Raw genomic sequence first — 16,113 nt, 5'->3', positions numbered from 1 at the left:
GTGGTGGACCACGACGACGAGGCCGGACGAGCGGTGGCTGCTACTGGACTGTGGATCGCCCTGGTCGCTGGGATCGCCCTTGTGCTCATCGGTGCCTTCGGCATGGTGGCAGGCCTGAAGCCGGCCGTCTGGGTGACCGTGGTCGGTGTGGTCGTCTCGATCGGAGTGGCAGTGGCCATCCGCTCGCGCGACAAGTGAGACGGAGGGAGCCGACCGGCCGCCATGGCTCGAGGAAGAAGGGACCGCACATGTCCGGCGTGGGATGGCCGACGGAACAACGGGCGGCAGTGAAGCGGTGGATGCAGCCTGGATGACCACACCGGCGGAAGCCCGTCGGGCCGTGGGCCCGACGCAGGTCACGACGGCCGTGCCTGCCGGAGCACCCCCGGTCGCCAAAGGCTGCTCACGCCCCGGACTCGACCACGTCCTGCGTGCCGAGGACCGCGAGCAGGTCGAGGAGGTCCGCGCTGTCGGTGCCCAGGGCCGGGGTGAACCACAGCAGGCGCTGCCGGCCGTCCTCGCTGAACAGGTTCAGGCAGTTGACCTCCACGACCCCGAGGGCGGGGTGCCGGATCCGCTTGCGGTCGTCGCGGCGGAACGCCACGTCGTGCTCGGCCCAGAGGGCGGCGAACTCCGGGGAGGCCTGCAGCAGGGTGCGGATCATCGAGGCGGCCTCGGTGTCCTTGGCGTCCCTGCGGGCAGCGGCCGCGCGGAGGTCGGCGACGAACGCCCGCGACTGGGTCGCATGGTCGGCCTCCGGGTAGAGCAGGCGCGCTTCGGGCTCGGTGAACCACCGGTGGACGAAGCTCGCGCGCGGTCCGCGGAAGCCCGACTGGTCGCCGAGGAGCGCCACCGCGAGCCGGTTCTGCACGAGCGTGACGTGGAGGTCGGTAATGACCTGCGCGGGTGTGGACGGCATCCGCTGGATCAGGTCGAGCATGCCGGGGTGGACGTGCGCGGTCACCCCGCCCGGGGCGGGCACGGGGCGGTCCGCCAGCCGGTAGAGGTAGTCGCGCTCGTCGGCGGTCAGCCGCAGCGCCCGGGCCAGGGCTGCGATCATCTGATCCGACGGCTGGGAGCCGGCTCCGCGTTCGAGTTCGTTGTAGTAGTCCACCGACGCCCCGGCTAGCTGCGCGACCTCCTCCCGGCGCAGACCGGGCACCCGGCGCCGCGGCCCTGCGGGAAGACCCACGTCGGCCGGGCGGATGCGGTCCCGGCGCGACCTGAGGAACGCCCCGAGCTCGGTGTACTTCGCTGAACCCATGTGCTCCATTGTGTGCCCGGCCGGGGCGCCGACCCAGGGGATGGCGTCCCCTGGTTGCGCCGGCCGGGACCGCGCACCGTGGAGGCATGACTACGCATGACAGCCCTCACACCCCGGCTCCCGAACGGGTCGCCCTCGTCACCGGCGGTTCGCGCGGCATCGGCCGCGCGGTGTCGCTCCAGCTCGCCCGCGACGGTCTCGCGGTGGTGGTGAACTACACAAGGGACGCGTCCTCGGCCGAGGAGACCGTGAAGGCGATCACGGCGGACGGCGGGAAGGCGACCGCCGTGCGGGCGGACGTGGCGGACGAGCACGCGGTCGCCGCGCTGTTCGACCGGGCGGAGCAGGAGTTCGGCGGCGTGGACGTCGTGGTGAACGCCGCCGGCCGCATGGTCCTGTCGCCCGTCGCCGACCTCGATCTGGCCGCCCTCGACGCGATGCACCGCACCAACATCCGCGGTGCCTTCGTGGTGGCCCAGCAGGCCGCGCGGCGGCTGCGGTCCGGCGGCTCCTTCCTGGGCGTGTCGACCTCCGTGGTCGGGACGCAGTTCCCCGGTTACGGCGCGTATGTGGCGAGCAAGGCCGCCGTCGAGTCGATCACCCTGATCCTCGCCCGTGAGCTGCGCGGCCGGGACATCACGGTGAACACCGTCGCCCCCGGCCCCACGGCCACCGACCTGTTCCTCGACGGCAAGACGCCGGAGGAGATCGACCGGCTCGCGAAGACCCCGCCGCTGGAGCGGCTGGGCACCCCGGAGGACATCGCCCGGGTCGCCGCCTTCCTCACCAGCCCGGCGGGGCACTGGGTGAACGGCCAGGTCCTGCGGGCCAACGGCGGAATGGTGTGACCACCCGGCCGGCCACCGTGCCGGCCCCCCGGGACCCGCGGTCCGCCCAGGACCCGCGGTCCGCCCAGGACCCACCGGTCGCCCGAGACCCGCCGGTCGCCCGAGACCCGCCGGTCACCCCGGCGCACGTCCGTGCGACGCCCGTACCGCGTCCCCAGCCTCCCTCAGAGACACCAAGGAGTACCCCCATGCCTTTCGCCCACTTCAAGGTCCCCGCCGACACCCTCAGCGCCGACGACAAGAAGAAGATCGTCGAGCGCACCACCGATCTGTACGCCGAGATCTACGGTGAGCGCGCCCGCGCCACCACCGTGGTGCTCGTCGACGAGGTCGCCGACGGCGGCTGGGGCGTGGGCGGTCACGTCCTCACCGCCGCCCTGCTCAACGGCGACGCCTGACCCACGGCCGTCGGCGGGCGCGGGTAGGGCCCCGCGCCCACCGGCGCCGAACGGTACCCGCTCCCACCGGCACCGCCATGCTCACGCCGCCTTCCGCACCTGCTCCCCGTGCCCCCGGACGATGTCCGCGTACCGGTGGCCGGAGCCCTTGATCGTGCGGGTCTGGGTGGCGTAGTCGACGTGGACCAGGCCGAAGCGCTTGTCGTAGCCGTACGCCCACTCGAAGTTGTCCAGCAGGGACCAGGCGAAGTAGCCGGCCAGCGGGGCGCCCTTGCGGGCGGCGGAGGCGCAGGCGGCGATGTGTCGGGTGAGGTAGTCCTGGCGCTCGGGGTCGTCGACGGTGCCGTCGGGGCGGACCACGTCGGGGAACGCGGAGCCGTTCTCGGTGACGTAGATCCTGCGGGCGCCGTACTCGTCCGTGAGGCGCAGCAGGAGGTCCTCGATGCCGCTGGGGTCGATCTCCCAGTCCATGCCGGTGCGCTGCACGCCGTCCCGGCGGACGGTGGCGGCGTAGGGGGCGGGCCCGTCGGGGTCGGCGGTGACCACCTGCGGGAAGTAGTAGTTGAGGCCGATCCAGTCGAGCGGGACGGCGATGGTCTCGAGGTCGCCGGGCCGTTCGGGGAGGTCGACGGCGTAGACCTCGCGCATGTCCTCGGGGAAGCCCCGGCCGTGGACCGGGTCGAGCCACCAGCGGTTGGTGTGGCCGTCCATGCGGAGGGCGGCGGCGCGGTCCTCAGGGCTGTCGCTCGCCGGGTGGATGGTGGAGAGGTTGTTGACGATGCCGACCTGCGCGCCGGAGGCGGCGGCGCGGATGGCGCGGGCGGCAAGGCCGTGGCCGAGGAGCAGGTGGTAGGAGGCGCGGACGGCCGCCGTGAGGTCGGTCCAGCCGGGCGCCATCTTGCCCTCGAGGTGGCCGATCCAGGCCGAGCACAAGGGCTCGTTGAGGGTGGCCCAGTGGTGGACGCGGTCGCCGAGGCGTTCGGCGACCGCGGAGGCGTACGCGGCGAAGTGTTCGGCGGTGTCGCGCTCGGGCCAGCCGCCGCGGTCCTGGAGGGCCTGGGGCAGGTCCCAGTGGTAGAGGGTGACCGACGGGGTGATGCCGACCTCGAGGAGCCCGTCGACCAACTGGTCGTAGAAGGCGAGGCCCTTGGCGTTGACCGGGCCGTCGCCGCCGGGCATCACCCGCGGCCAGGCGACGGACAGGCGGTAGGCGTTGGCGCCGAGGCGGCGCATCAGGCCGATGTCCTCGCGCCAGCGGTGGTAGTGGTCGCAGGCGACGTCGCCGTGGTCGTCGTTGTCGATCCGGCCGGGGGTGTGCGAGAAGGTGTCCCAGATCGACGGAGAACGGCCGTCCTCCGCCACGGCGCCCTCGATCTGGTAGGCCGAGGTGGCCGTGCCCCACAGGAAGTCGTCGGGGAGGGCGGCGTAGTCGATGGTCACGGAGGTCCTTTCGGGGCGGGGGGTGGTCACTTGACGGCGCCTGCCGTCAGGCCGGCGACGAGGTAGCGCTGGAGGAGCAGGAACCCGGCGACCACGGGGACGCTCACCACGAGGGAGGCGGCCATGATCTGGTTCCAGTACACGTCGTTGAGGGTGGAGTAGCCCTGGAGGCCGACCGCCAGGGTGCGGGTGGTGTCGTTGGTCATCACGGACGCGAAGAGGACTTCGCCCCAGGCGGTCATGAAGGCGTAGACCGCGACGGCGACGATGCCGGGCACGGCGGCCGGGACGACGACGCGGAACAGCGCGCCGAGCGGGCCGCAGCCGTCGACGAGTGCCGCCTCGTCCAGGTCGCGCGGCACGGAGTCGAAGTAGCCGATGAGCATCCAGATGGAGAACGGCAGCGAGAAAGTCAGATAGGTGAGGATCAGGCCGCCGCGGGAGCCGAACAGGGCGATGCCGGTGGCGTTGCCGATGTTGACGTAGATGAGGAACAGCGGCAGGAGGAACAGGATGCCGGGGAACATCTGCGTCGACAGGACCGTCACCGTGAAGACACGCTTGCCGCGGAACGAGTAGCGGCTGACCGCGTACGCGGAGAACACGGCGATGACGACCGAGCAGACGGTGGCCGCGCCCGCCACGATCAGCGAGTTCACGAAGTAGCGGCCGAGCGGGACGGTGGACCAGATGTCGATGTACGGGCGGATCGTCAGCTCGGTCGGCAGCCAGCGGAACGTGCCGGTGACGTCGGCGAGCGGCTTCAGCGAGCTGGACAGCATGACGTACACCGGGATCAGCACGAACCCGGTGAGGAGCGTCAGGAAGACGCGCCGCGTCCACAGGAACGAGCGGGGCGGGGCCATCGGGGACCGGGGCGTGCTCATGAGGCGGTCCTCCGTCCGCGTGAGGTGAGGGCGAGGTAGACGCCGGTGACGACGAGCAGGAACAGCAGGAGCAGCACCGACATCGCGGAGCCCGTGCCGAAGTTCCAGGTGACGAAGGACGCCTGGTAGATGTGCACGGAGATCAGGTCGGCGGCCTCGGGCGCGCTCTTGCCGAACAGGACGTACGGGGTGTTGAAGTCGTTGAACGTCCACAGGAACAGGACGAGGATCAGCACCTGGTTGACCGGGCGGAGCGACGGCAGGGTGATGCGGCGGAGCTGCTGGATCATGCCGGCGCCGTCGAGGGCGGCGGCCTCGTACAGCTCGCGGGGGATGTTCTGGAGGCCGGCCATGACGATGAGGAAGGCGAACGGCCAGCCCTTCCACACCGACACGGTGAGCAGGGCGATGAAGCTGTTGTCGCCGATCAGCCAGAACGACGGCTTGTCGGTGAGACCGAGCTGGTCGTGCAGGACGTGGTTCACCAGGCCGTTGTCGTGCTGGAACATGAACACCCAGGTGATGACGGCCGCGTAGACGGGCAGCGCGTACGGCACCAGGAACAGGGCGCGCAGCAGGCCGCGGCCGCGGAAGGTGTCCTGCATGAACACCGCGGCGGCGGTGCCGATCAGCCAGCACAGGCCGACGGACAGCAGGGTGAAGGCGACGGTGACGAGGAAGGAGTGGAACAGAGCCTTGCCGACGGGGGCGTCGAAGTCCACCGACACCGAGTAGTTGTCGAAGCCGGCCCAGGGGGCGGTGCCCCAGTCGCGGATGTAGAACTGGGTGAGTTCCTTGAAGCTCATCACGATACCGATGACCATCGGCACCAGGTGGACGAGGAGTTCGAGAAGCAGCGCGGGCAGAAGCAGCAGGTAGGGCAGTCCGATGCGGCGGATCCGCCCGGTGCGGCGGCGGGGGCCGCGCGCCGCACCGGGGGAGCTCTTCCGCACGGTGGCCTCCGCTGCGGGGGCGGTGGCGGTCATGGCGGTGGGGTGACTCACTTCGTGGGCATCTGCTGCTGCGCCTTGGTGAGCGCGGCCTTGACCGATGCGGTGGTGACCGGGCGTCCGGCGGCGGCGTCGGCGAACAGTTCCTTGACGGCGGTGCCGACGGCGGTCTCGAACTGGGACTCGTCGGGCACCTGCGGCAGGGCGACGGCGCTCTTGGCGAGGGTGTCCTTCAGCACGGCGTTGGCGGGGGTGTTGAAGGCGGCGTCCTGCTGTGCGGCCTTGACCGGCGGGATGGAGCTGTAGGCGGTGTTGAGGATCTTCTGCTCGGCGTCGCTGGTCATGAACTTCACGAACTCGGTTGCGCCGTCGAGGTTGTCGGTGTTCTTGAAGACGGCGAGGTTGATGCCGGCGACCATGGAGTTGACCTGCTTGCCGGCGCCGGGGGTGCCGGACTGCACGGGCACGGGGGCGATGCCGTAGGCGTCCTCGCTCATGCCCTGGGACTTGAGGTTGGCGGAGGCGGACTGCCACAGCAGCATGCCGGTCTTGCCCTTGGCGAAGTCGCTGACCGACTGGTTCTGGGCGTACTCGGCGTTGCCCGGGGCGATGATCTTGTCCTTGGCCATGAGGTCGACGTACTGCTTGACCGCGGTGACGACGCCGTCGTTGGTGAAGTCGGGCTTGCCGTCGGGGGTGAAGAAGTCGGCGCCGTGCTGCTTGGCGAAGACGTAGGCGTGGTGGATGTTCTCGGAGGGGTTGGAGCCCTCCATGGCGATGCCCCAGTTGCCGTCCTTGGACAGCTTCTTGCCGGCGGCCACCAGCTCGTCCCAGGTGGCGGGCGGGGCGTCGATGCCGGCCTCGGCGAACTTCTGCTTGTTGTAGTAGAGGGCGTAGGCCATGGAGTACAGCGGCACGGCGGCCGGGTCCTGGCCCTCGGTGCCGGTGGAGCCGAGCGCGGAGTCGACGAAGCGGTCCTTGCCGCCGATCTTGTCGAACTGCGCCTTGTCCCAGGGCAGGAGACCGCCGGTGGCCTGGAGCGAGGCGGACCAGGTGTTGCCGATGTTCAGCACGTCCGGGCCCTGGCCGGAGGTGGTGGCGGTGAGGATGCGGTTGAGCAGGTCGGACCAGGGCACGACCTCCAGCTTGACCTTGATGCCGGTCTGCTTCTCGAACTTGTCGAGTTCGGGCTGGAGGACCTTCTTGTCGACCTCGATGCTGGCGCCCTGGTTGGAGGCCCAGTAGGTGAGTTCCTTCGGCGAGTCGTTGGACCCGCCCCCGTTGCTCGAACCGCCCCCGCAGGCCGAGGCGGCGAGTGCGAGAGACAGCATGACGGCGCCTGTGGCCGCGGCTCGGATTCTGCGCATGGCTCCTGGTGTCCCTTTCCGGGAAGTGCAGACAGGCAGTGCAAAAGGGGTGCGCACAGGGCGCGCCGGAGCAACGCCTCATGGCTTAATTTAGGACGTGAGTTAAACCCTGCGGCGGCGGTACGTCAAGGGTTTCGACGGAGTCACCCAACTCCCGCCGCACCTCTTGACTCATGTGTTCCAGGGATGAACCATTCAGCGGCGAGAGAGCGCTCCCCGCACCCCACGCCGTTCATTTCCCGAACCAGGAGAGCCGCCCATGACGTCCGACTCCCCGTCGTCCCCCCGACCGTCCGTCCTCGGCCGCCGCGCCGTTCTCGGCGCCGCCGCGGCCGCCCCCGTTCTGGCCGGACTGCCCTCGGTGGCCTCCGCCGCGCCCGCGGCCCGGCGCAAGAAGCCGCGCCGGCTGAAGGCCGGCGGCGATCTCGGCCCCAACGTGATCGTCTTCGACCCGTCCACCCCCGGCATCCAGGCCCGCCTCGACGAGGTCTTCCGGCAGCAGGAGCGCGCCCAGTTCGGCACCGGCCGCTATCAACTCCTCTTCAAGCCGGGCACGTACCACGGGCTCAACGCCCAGATCGGCTTCTACACCTCCATCTCCGGGCTCGGCCTCTCCCCCGACGACACCACCATCAACGGTGACGTGACGGTCGACGCCGGCTGGTTCGACGGCAACGCCACCCAGAACTTCTGGCGTTCGGCGGAGAACCTGGCGCTCGTCCCGGTCAACGGCACCAACCGGTGGGCGGTCGCGCAGGCCGCGCCGTTCCGGCGGATGCACGTACGCGGCGGCCTCAACCTCGCCCCGTCCGGCTACGGCTGGGCGAGCGGCGGCTACATCGCCGACAGCCGCGTCGACGGCACCGTCGGCCCGTACTCGCAGCAGCAGTGGTACACCCGGGACAGCTCGGTCGGCGGCTGGACCAACGCCGTGTGGAACATGGTGTTCTCCGGCGTCGAGGGCGCCCCCGCGCAGAGCTTCCCCGAGCCGCCGTACACCACGCTGGACACCACGCCGGTCTCCCGCGAGAAGCCCTTCCTGTACCTCGACGGCGACCGGTACCGCGTCTTCCTGCCCGCCCTGCGGACCAACGCGCGCGGCGTCACCTGGGGCAACGGCACCCCGCGCGGCACCTCCCTGCCGCTGGAGCGCTTCTACGTCGCCAAGCCCGGCGACTCGGCCGCCACCCTCAACCAGGCGCTCGCCCAGGGCCTCAACCTGCTGCTCACCCCGGGCATCTACCACGTGGACCAGCCCGTCCGGGTCACCCGCGCCGGCACGGTCGTGCTGGGCCTCGGCTACGCCACCCTGATCCCCGACAACGGCGTCACCGCCCTGAAGGTCGACGACGTCGACGGCGTGCGGCTGGCGGGCTTCCTGATCGACGCGGGACCGGTCAACTCGCCCGTCCTGCTCGAGGTCGGCCCGCGGGGCGCCTCCCGGGACCACTCCGCCGACCCCATCACCGTGCAGGACGTCTTCATCCGCATCGGCGGCGCGGGCCCCGGCAAGGCGACCACCAGCATGGTGATCAACGCCCGGCACACCATCGTCGACCACACCTGGGTCTGGCGCGCCGACCACGGCGACGGCGTGGGCTGGGAGACCAACCGCTGCGACTACGGCGTCGTCGTCAACGGCCACGACGTCCTCGCCACCGGTCTGTTCGTCGAACACTTCAACAAGTACGACGTGCAGTGGAACGGCGAACGCGGCCGCACGATCTTCTTCCAGAACGAGAAGGCGTACGACGCCCCCGACCAGGCCGCCATCCAGAACGGCTCGATCAAGGGCTACGCGGCGTACAAGGTCGGCGACCATGTCACCACCCACGAGGGCTGGGGCATGGGCAGTTACTGCTACTACAACGTCAACCCGAGCATCGTCCAGCACCACGGCTTCGCCGCGCCGAACCGTCCGGGCGTGCGCTTCCACGACCTGCTGGTCGTCTCGCTGAGCGGCCACGGCCAGTACGAGTGCGTCATCAACGACACCGGCGCCCCCACCTCGGGCACCGACACGGTGCCGTCCAAGGTGGTGTCGTACCCCTGACCCCGGCGCCGGGGGGCACGCCTTGGCCGACGCCGACGGCCGGGCGCGCCCCCTCGGCACCGGTGGCGGCCCCTCCCGGCTCCGGGAGCGGGAGGGGCCGCCGTTCAGGGCCCGCGGCACGGGGCGCCGTACGGCCGTCGCACGGCCTGCCGTACGAGCCGTCGCACGGCGTGCCGTACGGGCTACCGCGCTGGGTTACGGCACCGGGCTACCGTGCCGGCACGGACGCCGAGGCCGGGGCGTACCCGGTGGGCCGGCTGGTGAACGTGCCGCGGCCCTGGGTGCGGCTGCGCAACCGGGTCGCGTAGCCGAAGAGTTCGGCCAGCGGCACGGTCGCCGTGACGACCGCTGCGCCCGCCCGCGTGGCAGAGCCGCTCACCCGGCCGCGCCGCGCGGCCAGGTCACCGAGCACGGACCCCACCGCGTCCTGCGGCACGGTCACCGTGACCTCGGCGACCGGCTCCAGCAGCACCATCGCGCACGCCCGCAGGGCGTCCCGCAGTCCGAGCCGGCCCGCGGTGCGGAAGGCGGTGTCGGAGGAGTCCTTGACGTGCGTCGAACCGTCGGTGAGCGTCACCCGAAGACCCGTCACCGGGTGCCCGCCGAGGGGACCCTCGGCGAGCGCGTCCCGGCAGCCCGCCTCGACGGCACGGACGTACTCCTGCGGCACCCGGCCGCCGACGACCGTCGACCGGAACGCGAAGCCCTCCTCCGCGGAGCCGCTCTCCGCGGAGCCGCTCTCCGCCGAGCCGCTCTCCGCCGAGCCGCTCTCCGCGTCGCCGAGCGGTTCGACGTCGAGCACCACGTGCGCGAACTGCCCGGCTCCGCCGTCCTGTTTGACGTGCCGGTACACGAACCCGGACACGCCGCGCCCCACGGTCTCCCGGTGGCTGACGCGGGGCCGGCCGACGGCGACGCCCAGCCCGTGCTCGCGCCGGATCCGCTCCACCGCGACCTCCAGGTGCAGTTCGCCCATGCCGGACAGCACCGTCTGCCCCGTCTCCGGGTCGGTGCGCACGACCAGCGAGGGGTCCTCCTCGGCGAGCCGGGCCAGCGCCGACGCCAGCCGCCCGGTGTCCGTGCCGCGCAGCGCCTCGACGGCGACCGAGACGACGGGTTCGGCGGTGCCGGGCGGCTCCAGCATCAGCGGGGCGTCCGGCGCGCACAGCGTGGCGCCCGCGCGGGCGGTCTTCAGCCCGACCACGGCCACGATGTCGCCGGCGACCGCGCGGTCAAGGCGCGTGTGCCGGTCGGCGTGGAGCCGCAGGATGCGCCCGACGCGCTCGGCGCGGCCGGCGGTGGCGTCCCGCACGGTGTCCCCCTGTTCGATCGTTCCGGAATAGACGCGCAGACAGGTGAGGCGTCCGGTGGCGGTGGCGGTCACCTTGAACGCCAGGGCGGCGAGCGGCGCCGCCGGGTCGGCGGGCCGCTCCTGCTCGGCGCCGTCGTGCGTGCCGCGCACCGGCGGCACGTCCAGCGGCGACGGCAGGTAGGCGAGGACGGCGTCCAGCAGCGGCTCGATCCCGCGGTTGCGGTAGGCGGAGCCGCACAGCACGACCACGGCCTCACCGCGCGCGGTCAGCTCCCGCAGGGCGGCCGTGAGCGTCCCCGTGCGGAGCGCGCCCGTGTCGCAGAACTCCTCCAGCGCGGCCGGATGCAGTTCCGCGACGGCCTCCTCCAGCAGCCGACGCCGACGGAGCGCCTCCTCGCGCAGGGCCTCCGGCACGGGTGCCGGCTCGCGGGCCTCGCCGTCGTCGCTCCAGGTCAGGGCGCGCAGGCCGAGCAGGTCGACGACGCCGGTGAAGGCGTCCTCGGCCCCGACCGGCAGCTGCACAGCCAGCGGCGCCGGGTGCAGCCGCTCCCTGATGGAGGCGACGGCGGCGTCGAGGTCGGCGCCGGCCCGGTCCATCTTGTTGACGAACGCGATGCGCGGGACGCCGTGCCGGTCGGCCTGCCGCCACACCGACTCGCTCTGCGGCTCCACCCCGGCGACCGCGTCGAACACGGCGACCGCCCCGTCGAGGACGCGCAGGGAACGCTCGACCTCGTCGGCGAAGTCGACGTGGCCCGGGGTGTCGATCAGGTTGATCCGGTGACCGTTCCAGGAGCAGGACACGGCGGCGGAGAAGATGGTGATGCCCCGGTCGCGCTCCTGCGGGTCGAAGTCGGTGACGGTGGTGCCGTCGTGCACCTCGCCGCGCTTGTGGGTGGTGCCGGTGGCGTAGAGGATCCGCTCGGTGACGGTGGTCTTGCCGGCGTCGACGTGGGCGAGGATGCCGAGGTTGCGGACGACGGCGAGGGGGTCGGTGGTGCGCATGGCCCGTGGCCTTTCGGAGGAAACAGGAAAAGGGCAGCGCGATTTCCCCGGCGCACGGCGCCGGGCACTCCCGGTGGCACGAGAGGGTCGGACGTGCGTCAGGGCATCCGGTGCCGGCCGCGCAGCGGGCACCGGACGGCCGAGGACACCAGGATCACCACGGACCGGCGGGACCGGGAACGGGGAGCGACGGCGACAGCGGTGTGGACACGCACGGCCGGACTCCCTTCCAGGTCGGATCGTGAGCGCGCGCACCGCCGACAGGTGGCGGTGGGCGCCTGCTCGGCGAGTGTAGGGAGACGAGCGATCGCAGTGCCACGCAATTTCCGCCGCAGGTCACACGAAAGTCGTCTCACATGATGGAACAATGTTCCTGAGAAGTGAGACCTTCTGAGAATGTGGAGTGATCGTCCCCGTGGAAAGACCGTGAAATGCCCGCACCAACCACCAGTCCGGCCCCGACCCCCGTCAACTCGCGGTCGCGCGTGCTCATCGCCAGCCTCATCGGCACGACGATCGAGTTCTACGACTTCTACATCTACGCGACCGCCGCCGTACTGGTCTTCCCCACGCTGTTCTTCCCCAGCAGCGACCCCACCACGGCGCTGCTCTCGTCGTTCGCGGTGTTCGGCGCCGCGATGGTCGCCCGGCCGATCGGCGCGGTGGTCTTCGGCCACCTCGGCGACCGCCTCGGCCGCAAGGGAACGCTCGTGGCCTCCCTGCTCACCATGGGCATCGCCACGTTCCTCATCGGCGTACTGCCCACCTACGCGCAGGCCGGCTGGGTGGCGACCGCGCTGCTGGTACTCATGCGGCTGGCGCAGGGCTTCGCGCTCGGCGGTGAGTGGAGCGGCGCGGCCCTGGTCGCGACCGAGAACGCACCCAAGGGCAAGCGCGCCCTGTACGGCACGTTCCCGCAGCTGGGCGCACCGCTCGGCTTCATCATCGGCAACGGCCTGTTCCTGATCATCGGCGCGCTGCTGCCGTCCGCGGCCGGCGCCGACCCCTCCCAGCCGTCGGACGCCTTCCTCAACTGGGGGTGGCGCATCCCGTTCCTGTTCTCCGCGGTGATGGTCGCGATCGGCCTGTGGGTGCGGATGCGCCTGGTCGAGGCGCCGGTGTTCGCGAAGACGCGGGAGGCGGGCCTGGTGCGGAAGCTGCCGCTGGCCACGGTCTTCCGCAGCCACTGGAAGCAGCTGGTCCTCGGCACGTTCTTCATGCTGGCGACGTACGTGCTCTTCTACCTGATGACCACGTTCTCGCTGAGCTACGGCCGCACGGCGAAGGACGCCGCCGTGCCGGGACTGGGCTACGAGTACACGACGTTCGTGCTGATGATGATCTTCGGTGTGCTGTTCTTCGCGGCGTTCACCCTGATCTCCGGCCCGCTCGCGGACCGCTACGGCCGGCGCGCCACCCTGATCGCGGTCACGGCCGGAATCCTGGTCTTCGGCCTGGTCTGGGTGCCGCTGATCGGCCTGGGCACGGTCGGAGTGGTGCTGTGGCTGGTGTTCGGCTTCACACTGATGGGCATGACGTTCGGCCCGATGGGCGCGCTGCTGCCGGAACTGTTCCCGACGAGCGTGCGGTACACGGGCTCCGGCATCTCCTACAACGTCAGCTCGATCCTCGGCGCGGCCGTGGCCCCCTTCATAGCGGTGGCCCTGTGGGAGGCCGGCGACGGCTCCCCGTGGCTGGTCGGCGTCTACCTGTCCTCGATGGCGCTGCTGACGCTGGTGGCGCTGCTGCTGGGGCGGGAGACGAAGGATGTGGGGCTGGAGGAGGGCGAGGCCGCGGAGGCGCCAGGCGCCGAGAAGACTACGGTCGGGGCGGCTTCCTGAGGCCCTGTGAGGCGGCTCGAACCGCTGAGGCCCTCCGCGTCCGTGGATCGGACGCGGAGGGCCTTTCGCGTGCCGCCGCCACTTGCGCAATCAGTACCCGGGGCGCGCGTGCTGCGATCGGAATGCGATGGGATCAGAGCCCTCTGGTCACGACTCCCTGCGGCTCACCGTTGACCGTGACCGCGGGGTCGGCCTCCACCACGCGGACGGACATGTCGATCGGTGCGGGGCGGGCGTTGGCCACTTCCGCGGCCGAGAGGTGCCGGACGTTGGAGGAAGCGTCGGCGAAGGGACGGACGGTGTGCGCCAGCAGGCGGGTCAGCTCGTCGTCCAAGCCGTGCTGCAAGGGGGTGCCGTCGGGGCCGAAGGAGTCGATCTCACGCTCGGCGAGCACCACCCCGTTCTCCGCATGTGTCGCGGTGAAGCGCAGGATGCCGCTCTCGTTGTAGCGGAACTTGATCTCGATCCTGTTCCGGCGGATGTCCTGCTCGCGGGTCGGGAGCTTCACCTCGATGTTGGCCAGAGGGAACGCGCGGTCGCTGTTCGCCGGGTAACCGACTTCGCCCTCGATCACCGGTACGCGCACGAAGGAAGCGCCCGGCGTGTCCGGGTAGAAGTTGGCCGATCCCTCCGCGGGCAGGGTGGCGTTGCGTCGGATGATGGCGCGGAAGCCCCTCTGTTCGCCCGCGCTCACAGCGGTTCCCAGGTCGTAGCTGGTCACCAGGGAGAAGTCGCTGTCGTCACCGAGTTCACCGTCGAGAGATGCGGCGTAGATGGCCGCACCCCGGGCGACGGCCGTCATGGGCCGGCACAGACCGCTGTCGACGATGCGGTCATGTCCGAGTAGCTCACCCAGCGCGTGACGCACCTGCGGAATTTGTGACGTGCCGCCGATCATCAGGACCGAGTCGATGTCGTCCGGGACGATACCCAGATCCTCCAGCGCCTGCTGAACCGGCTCCAGAGCGCGAGTGATGAGCGGCGTGATTGCCTCGGTGTACTCGGCCGCGGTGATCCGGACCTCTCGCCGCGAGACCGAAGGGGCCAGGCCTACCGGCAGGTCGAAAAAGAGCGCGCCGTCCATGGGGACCGACGACAGGGCGATCTTGGTCAGCTCGACCGACCGACGCCACCGACGCCTCTCCGCCTTGGTGAGCTGCTCAGGGAACAGCCCGATCTTCTGCTGGATCAGCTGAGCCAGAGCGTTGTCGAACTCCAGTCCTCCGAGGGAGGTGATGCCTCGGGAGGTCTGCTCCTCGAAGAGGCCCTCGTCGTACTCCAGCACAGTGACGTCGATGGTGCCGCCGCCCCAGTCGAAGACGAGGAAGCGGCCGGGGAGCGGCACGTCGTGCACGTACGAGATGGCGGCCGCGGTGGGCTCGTTGAGCAGGGCTCGCACCCTGACCCCGCCGAGCGCTGCCGCGGCGCGGGTGCGGTAGCGGGCGCCGCCCGTTGCCTTGGCGGGGACGGTGACGACCGCGTCGGAGAGGTCGAGCAGCTGGGCGGAGACGCCCTCCTTCATCCGGCTGAAGAGGGCGGCAGCGGCGACCGTGCTGTGATACTTCTCCGAGCCGACCCAGGCGTGGTGTTCCTCGAGTTGTGCCGCGACCTCGGGCCCTTCGATGCCGCCGTCCTGCTCGGCGCCGGAGCGGGTGCCCAGCATGCGCTTCACGGCGTCGAGCGGCTCACTGGTGCCCGTCTTCGCCTCCCAGCCGAAACAGAGGGTGCGCTGAAGATCGCGCACGGACAACACAGAGGGGAAGAGCTGCTCGAACTCCGACATCCGCCACTGGGCGGGCACGTTGTCGCCGTCGACCGGCAGCACTTCGGTGGTATGCCCGTTCCAGTGGGCCACCACGGAGTTGCTGGTGCCGAAATCAATACCGAAGGTCATCGCGCTCCCCCTCGCCTCTTCGGGCTGTCACCCTTGCCTCCACTGCGGGGACGAGCCTCGCCGGTTGGCTGTTCGTCGTACGCGTTCCGTCTTCTTTCGGGGTCCTGGCCCCGGTGAGGCTTCCTATTCCTCTGCACAGCAGCCTTTTTCTCCGGCTGTTTCTTCTCCGCCTGAGCATGCGTTGCCCTACGCCTCTGCCCGGGGGTCAATTCCCCGGGAGGCACCTTAGCGACGGCACGCAACCAGCCGCGTTCCACGAGCTTCCCGGACTCTTTGTCGACGTAGGCGGGCGCGACGAGTTCAAAAGTGACCGGACCCCGCTTCATGACGCCGGGCTGCTCCTCCACGACGTTGAACAGCGACTGGTCACCGGTGTCGCCGACGATCTGCAGGCCCGCCTTTGCCGTCTCGTCCTCCAGGCGGGTCAGCACCACTTTCAGAGTTTTGGCATCAAGCGCCTGCCGATGCAGAACGGCCAACTGGGCCAAGTGCATCTGACGCGTGCGGATGCTTTCCAGTACACCTTTGCGCACTGCCTCGGTGAACTGGGGAAGCACTCGGCGCATCAACTCGGCCCGAAGGACGGCGACAAGATCGGCTTCGGTCTCCTTGTCCGCCAGCACTGCGCCCAGTTTTGCCGTCGCTTCCTCCAACTCCTGCTGCACCAGCGGGAGGAGCGCGTCGTTGACCGATTTCAGGAGGGCGGCGGCGTCCAGGGCTCCGGGGGTGAACTCGGGCAGTTGGCTCTTGGCGTACCTCCAGGGGGCAGCCTCGGCCGCCCTGAGCTCCCCGCGCTTTCGCACACTGCCGCGGTTCGGCCCACGTCCCCCGTTCTGCGGGAATCGGTCACGGGC

Annotated in this window: 13 protein-coding genes; 5 read left to right on the top strand and 8 right to left on the bottom strand. The window is 70.7% G+C overall.

The features are described from left to right. Positions 1 to 3 precede the first annotated feature (3 nt). The gene (locus tag CCN29_RS05685) at positions 4 to 198 is read left to right on the top strand and encodes a hypothetical protein (protein WP_143661281.1); all 195 of its coding nucleotides are present in this window, start codon (positions 4 to 6) and stop codon (positions 196 to 198) included. A gap of 205 nt (positions 199 to 403) precedes the next feature. On the opposite strand, the gene CCN29_RS05680 is transcribed toward CCN29_RS05685, so the two are convergent. Further along, positions 404 to 1,264, bottom strand: coding sequence for a helix-turn-helix transcriptional regulator (locus CCN29_RS05680; protein ID WP_006130661.1), 861 nt, complete (start codon positions 1,262 to 1,264; stop codon positions 404 to 406). An 86-nt stretch (positions 1,265 to 1,350) separates the two neighbouring features. Here CCN29_RS05680 and CCN29_RS05675 point away from each other — a divergent pair, with 86 nt between their 5' ends. Continuing rightward, positions 1,351 to 2,112, top strand: a complete 762-nt coding sequence (locus CCN29_RS05675; protein ID WP_006130660.1) for an SDR family oxidoreductase — start codon at positions 1,351 to 1,353, stop codon at positions 2,110 to 2,112. Between the two features lie 188 nt (positions 2,113 to 2,300). After that, entirely contained in the window at positions 2,301 to 2,510 is a 210-nt protein-coding gene (locus CCN29_RS05670) for a tautomerase family protein (RefSeq protein WP_006130659.1), read from the top strand. A gap of 81 nt (positions 2,511 to 2,591) precedes the next feature. On the opposite strand, the gene CCN29_RS05665 is transcribed toward CCN29_RS05670, so the two are convergent. From CCN29_RS05665 to CCN29_RS05650, 4 genes are read right to left on the bottom strand one after another with little or no spacing between them, the layout of a single operon-like run. After that, positions 2,592 to 3,950, bottom strand: coding sequence for a GH1 family beta-glucosidase (locus CCN29_RS05665; protein WP_086680340.1), 1,359 nt, complete (start codon positions 3,948 to 3,950; stop codon positions 2,592 to 2,594). 26 nt (positions 3,951 to 3,976) lie between these two features. Beyond that, positions 3,977 to 4,816 carry a carbohydrate ABC transporter permease gene (locus CCN29_RS05660; RefSeq protein ID WP_006130657.1) on the bottom strand — a complete coding sequence of 280 codons (840 nt, stop codon included), beginning with the start codon at positions 4,814 to 4,816 and terminating at the stop codon, positions 3,977 to 3,979. A 17-nt stretch (positions 4,817 to 4,833) separates the two neighbouring features. After that, positions 4,834 to 5,823, bottom strand: coding sequence for a carbohydrate ABC transporter permease (locus CCN29_RS05655; RefSeq protein WP_006130656.1), 990 nt, complete (start codon positions 5,821 to 5,823; stop codon positions 4,834 to 4,836). A 14-nt stretch (positions 5,824 to 5,837) separates the two neighbouring features. After that, on the bottom strand, positions 5,838 to 7,154 hold the full coding sequence (locus CCN29_RS05650; protein ID WP_086680337.1) for an ABC transporter substrate-binding protein: 1,317 nt from the start codon (positions 7,152 to 7,154) through the stop codon (positions 5,838 to 5,840). Between the two features lie 259 nt (positions 7,155 to 7,413). On the opposite strand from CCN29_RS05650, the gene CCN29_RS05645 reads away from it, so the two are divergent. Beyond that, positions 7,414 to 9,207, top strand: coding sequence for a pectate lyase-like domain-containing protein (locus CCN29_RS05645; RefSeq protein WP_086680335.1), 1,794 nt, complete (start codon positions 7,414 to 7,416; stop codon positions 9,205 to 9,207). 208 nt (positions 9,208 to 9,415) lie between these two features. On the opposite strand, the gene fusA is transcribed toward CCN29_RS05645, so the two are convergent. Further along, positions 9,416 to 11,524: an elongation factor G gene (fusA, locus tag CCN29_RS05640; RefSeq protein WP_086680333.1), complete on the bottom strand. Its 2,109-nt coding sequence runs from the start codon at positions 11,522 to 11,524 to the stop codon at positions 9,416 to 9,418. A gap of 431 nt (positions 11,525 to 11,955) precedes the next feature. On the opposite strand from fusA, the gene CCN29_RS05635 reads away from it, so the two are divergent. After that, the gene (locus CCN29_RS05635; protein ID WP_086680331.1) at positions 11,956 to 13,365 is read left to right on the top strand and encodes an MFS transporter; all 1,410 of its coding nucleotides are present in this window, start codon (positions 11,956 to 11,958) and stop codon (positions 13,363 to 13,365) included. A 133-nt stretch (positions 13,366 to 13,498) separates the two neighbouring features. On the opposite strand, the gene CCN29_RS05630 is transcribed toward CCN29_RS05635, so the two are convergent. Both CCN29_RS05630 and CCN29_RS05625 read right to left on the bottom strand, forming a co-directional pair. Beyond that, complete coding sequence (locus CCN29_RS05630; protein ID WP_086680329.1) at positions 13,499 to 15,259, bottom strand: Hsp70 family protein; 1,761 nt, start codon at positions 15,257 to 15,259, stop codon at positions 13,499 to 13,501. After that, positions 15,256 to 16,062, bottom strand: coding sequence for a hypothetical protein (locus CCN29_RS05625; RefSeq protein ID WP_086680327.1), 807 nt, complete (start codon positions 16,060 to 16,062; stop codon positions 15,256 to 15,258). The genes CCN29_RS05630 and CCN29_RS05625 overlap by 4 nt, the downstream gene beginning before the upstream one ends. Positions 16,063 to 16,113: the final 51 nt, after the last annotated feature.

The sequence above is a fragment of the Streptomyces pseudogriseolus genome, from assembly GCA_002154585.1.
Lineage (GTDB): Bacteria > Actinomycetota > Actinomycetes > Streptomycetales > Streptomycetaceae > Streptomyces > Streptomyces pseudogriseolus.
This window is presented reverse-complemented; position numbering and strand designations above follow the sequence as displayed.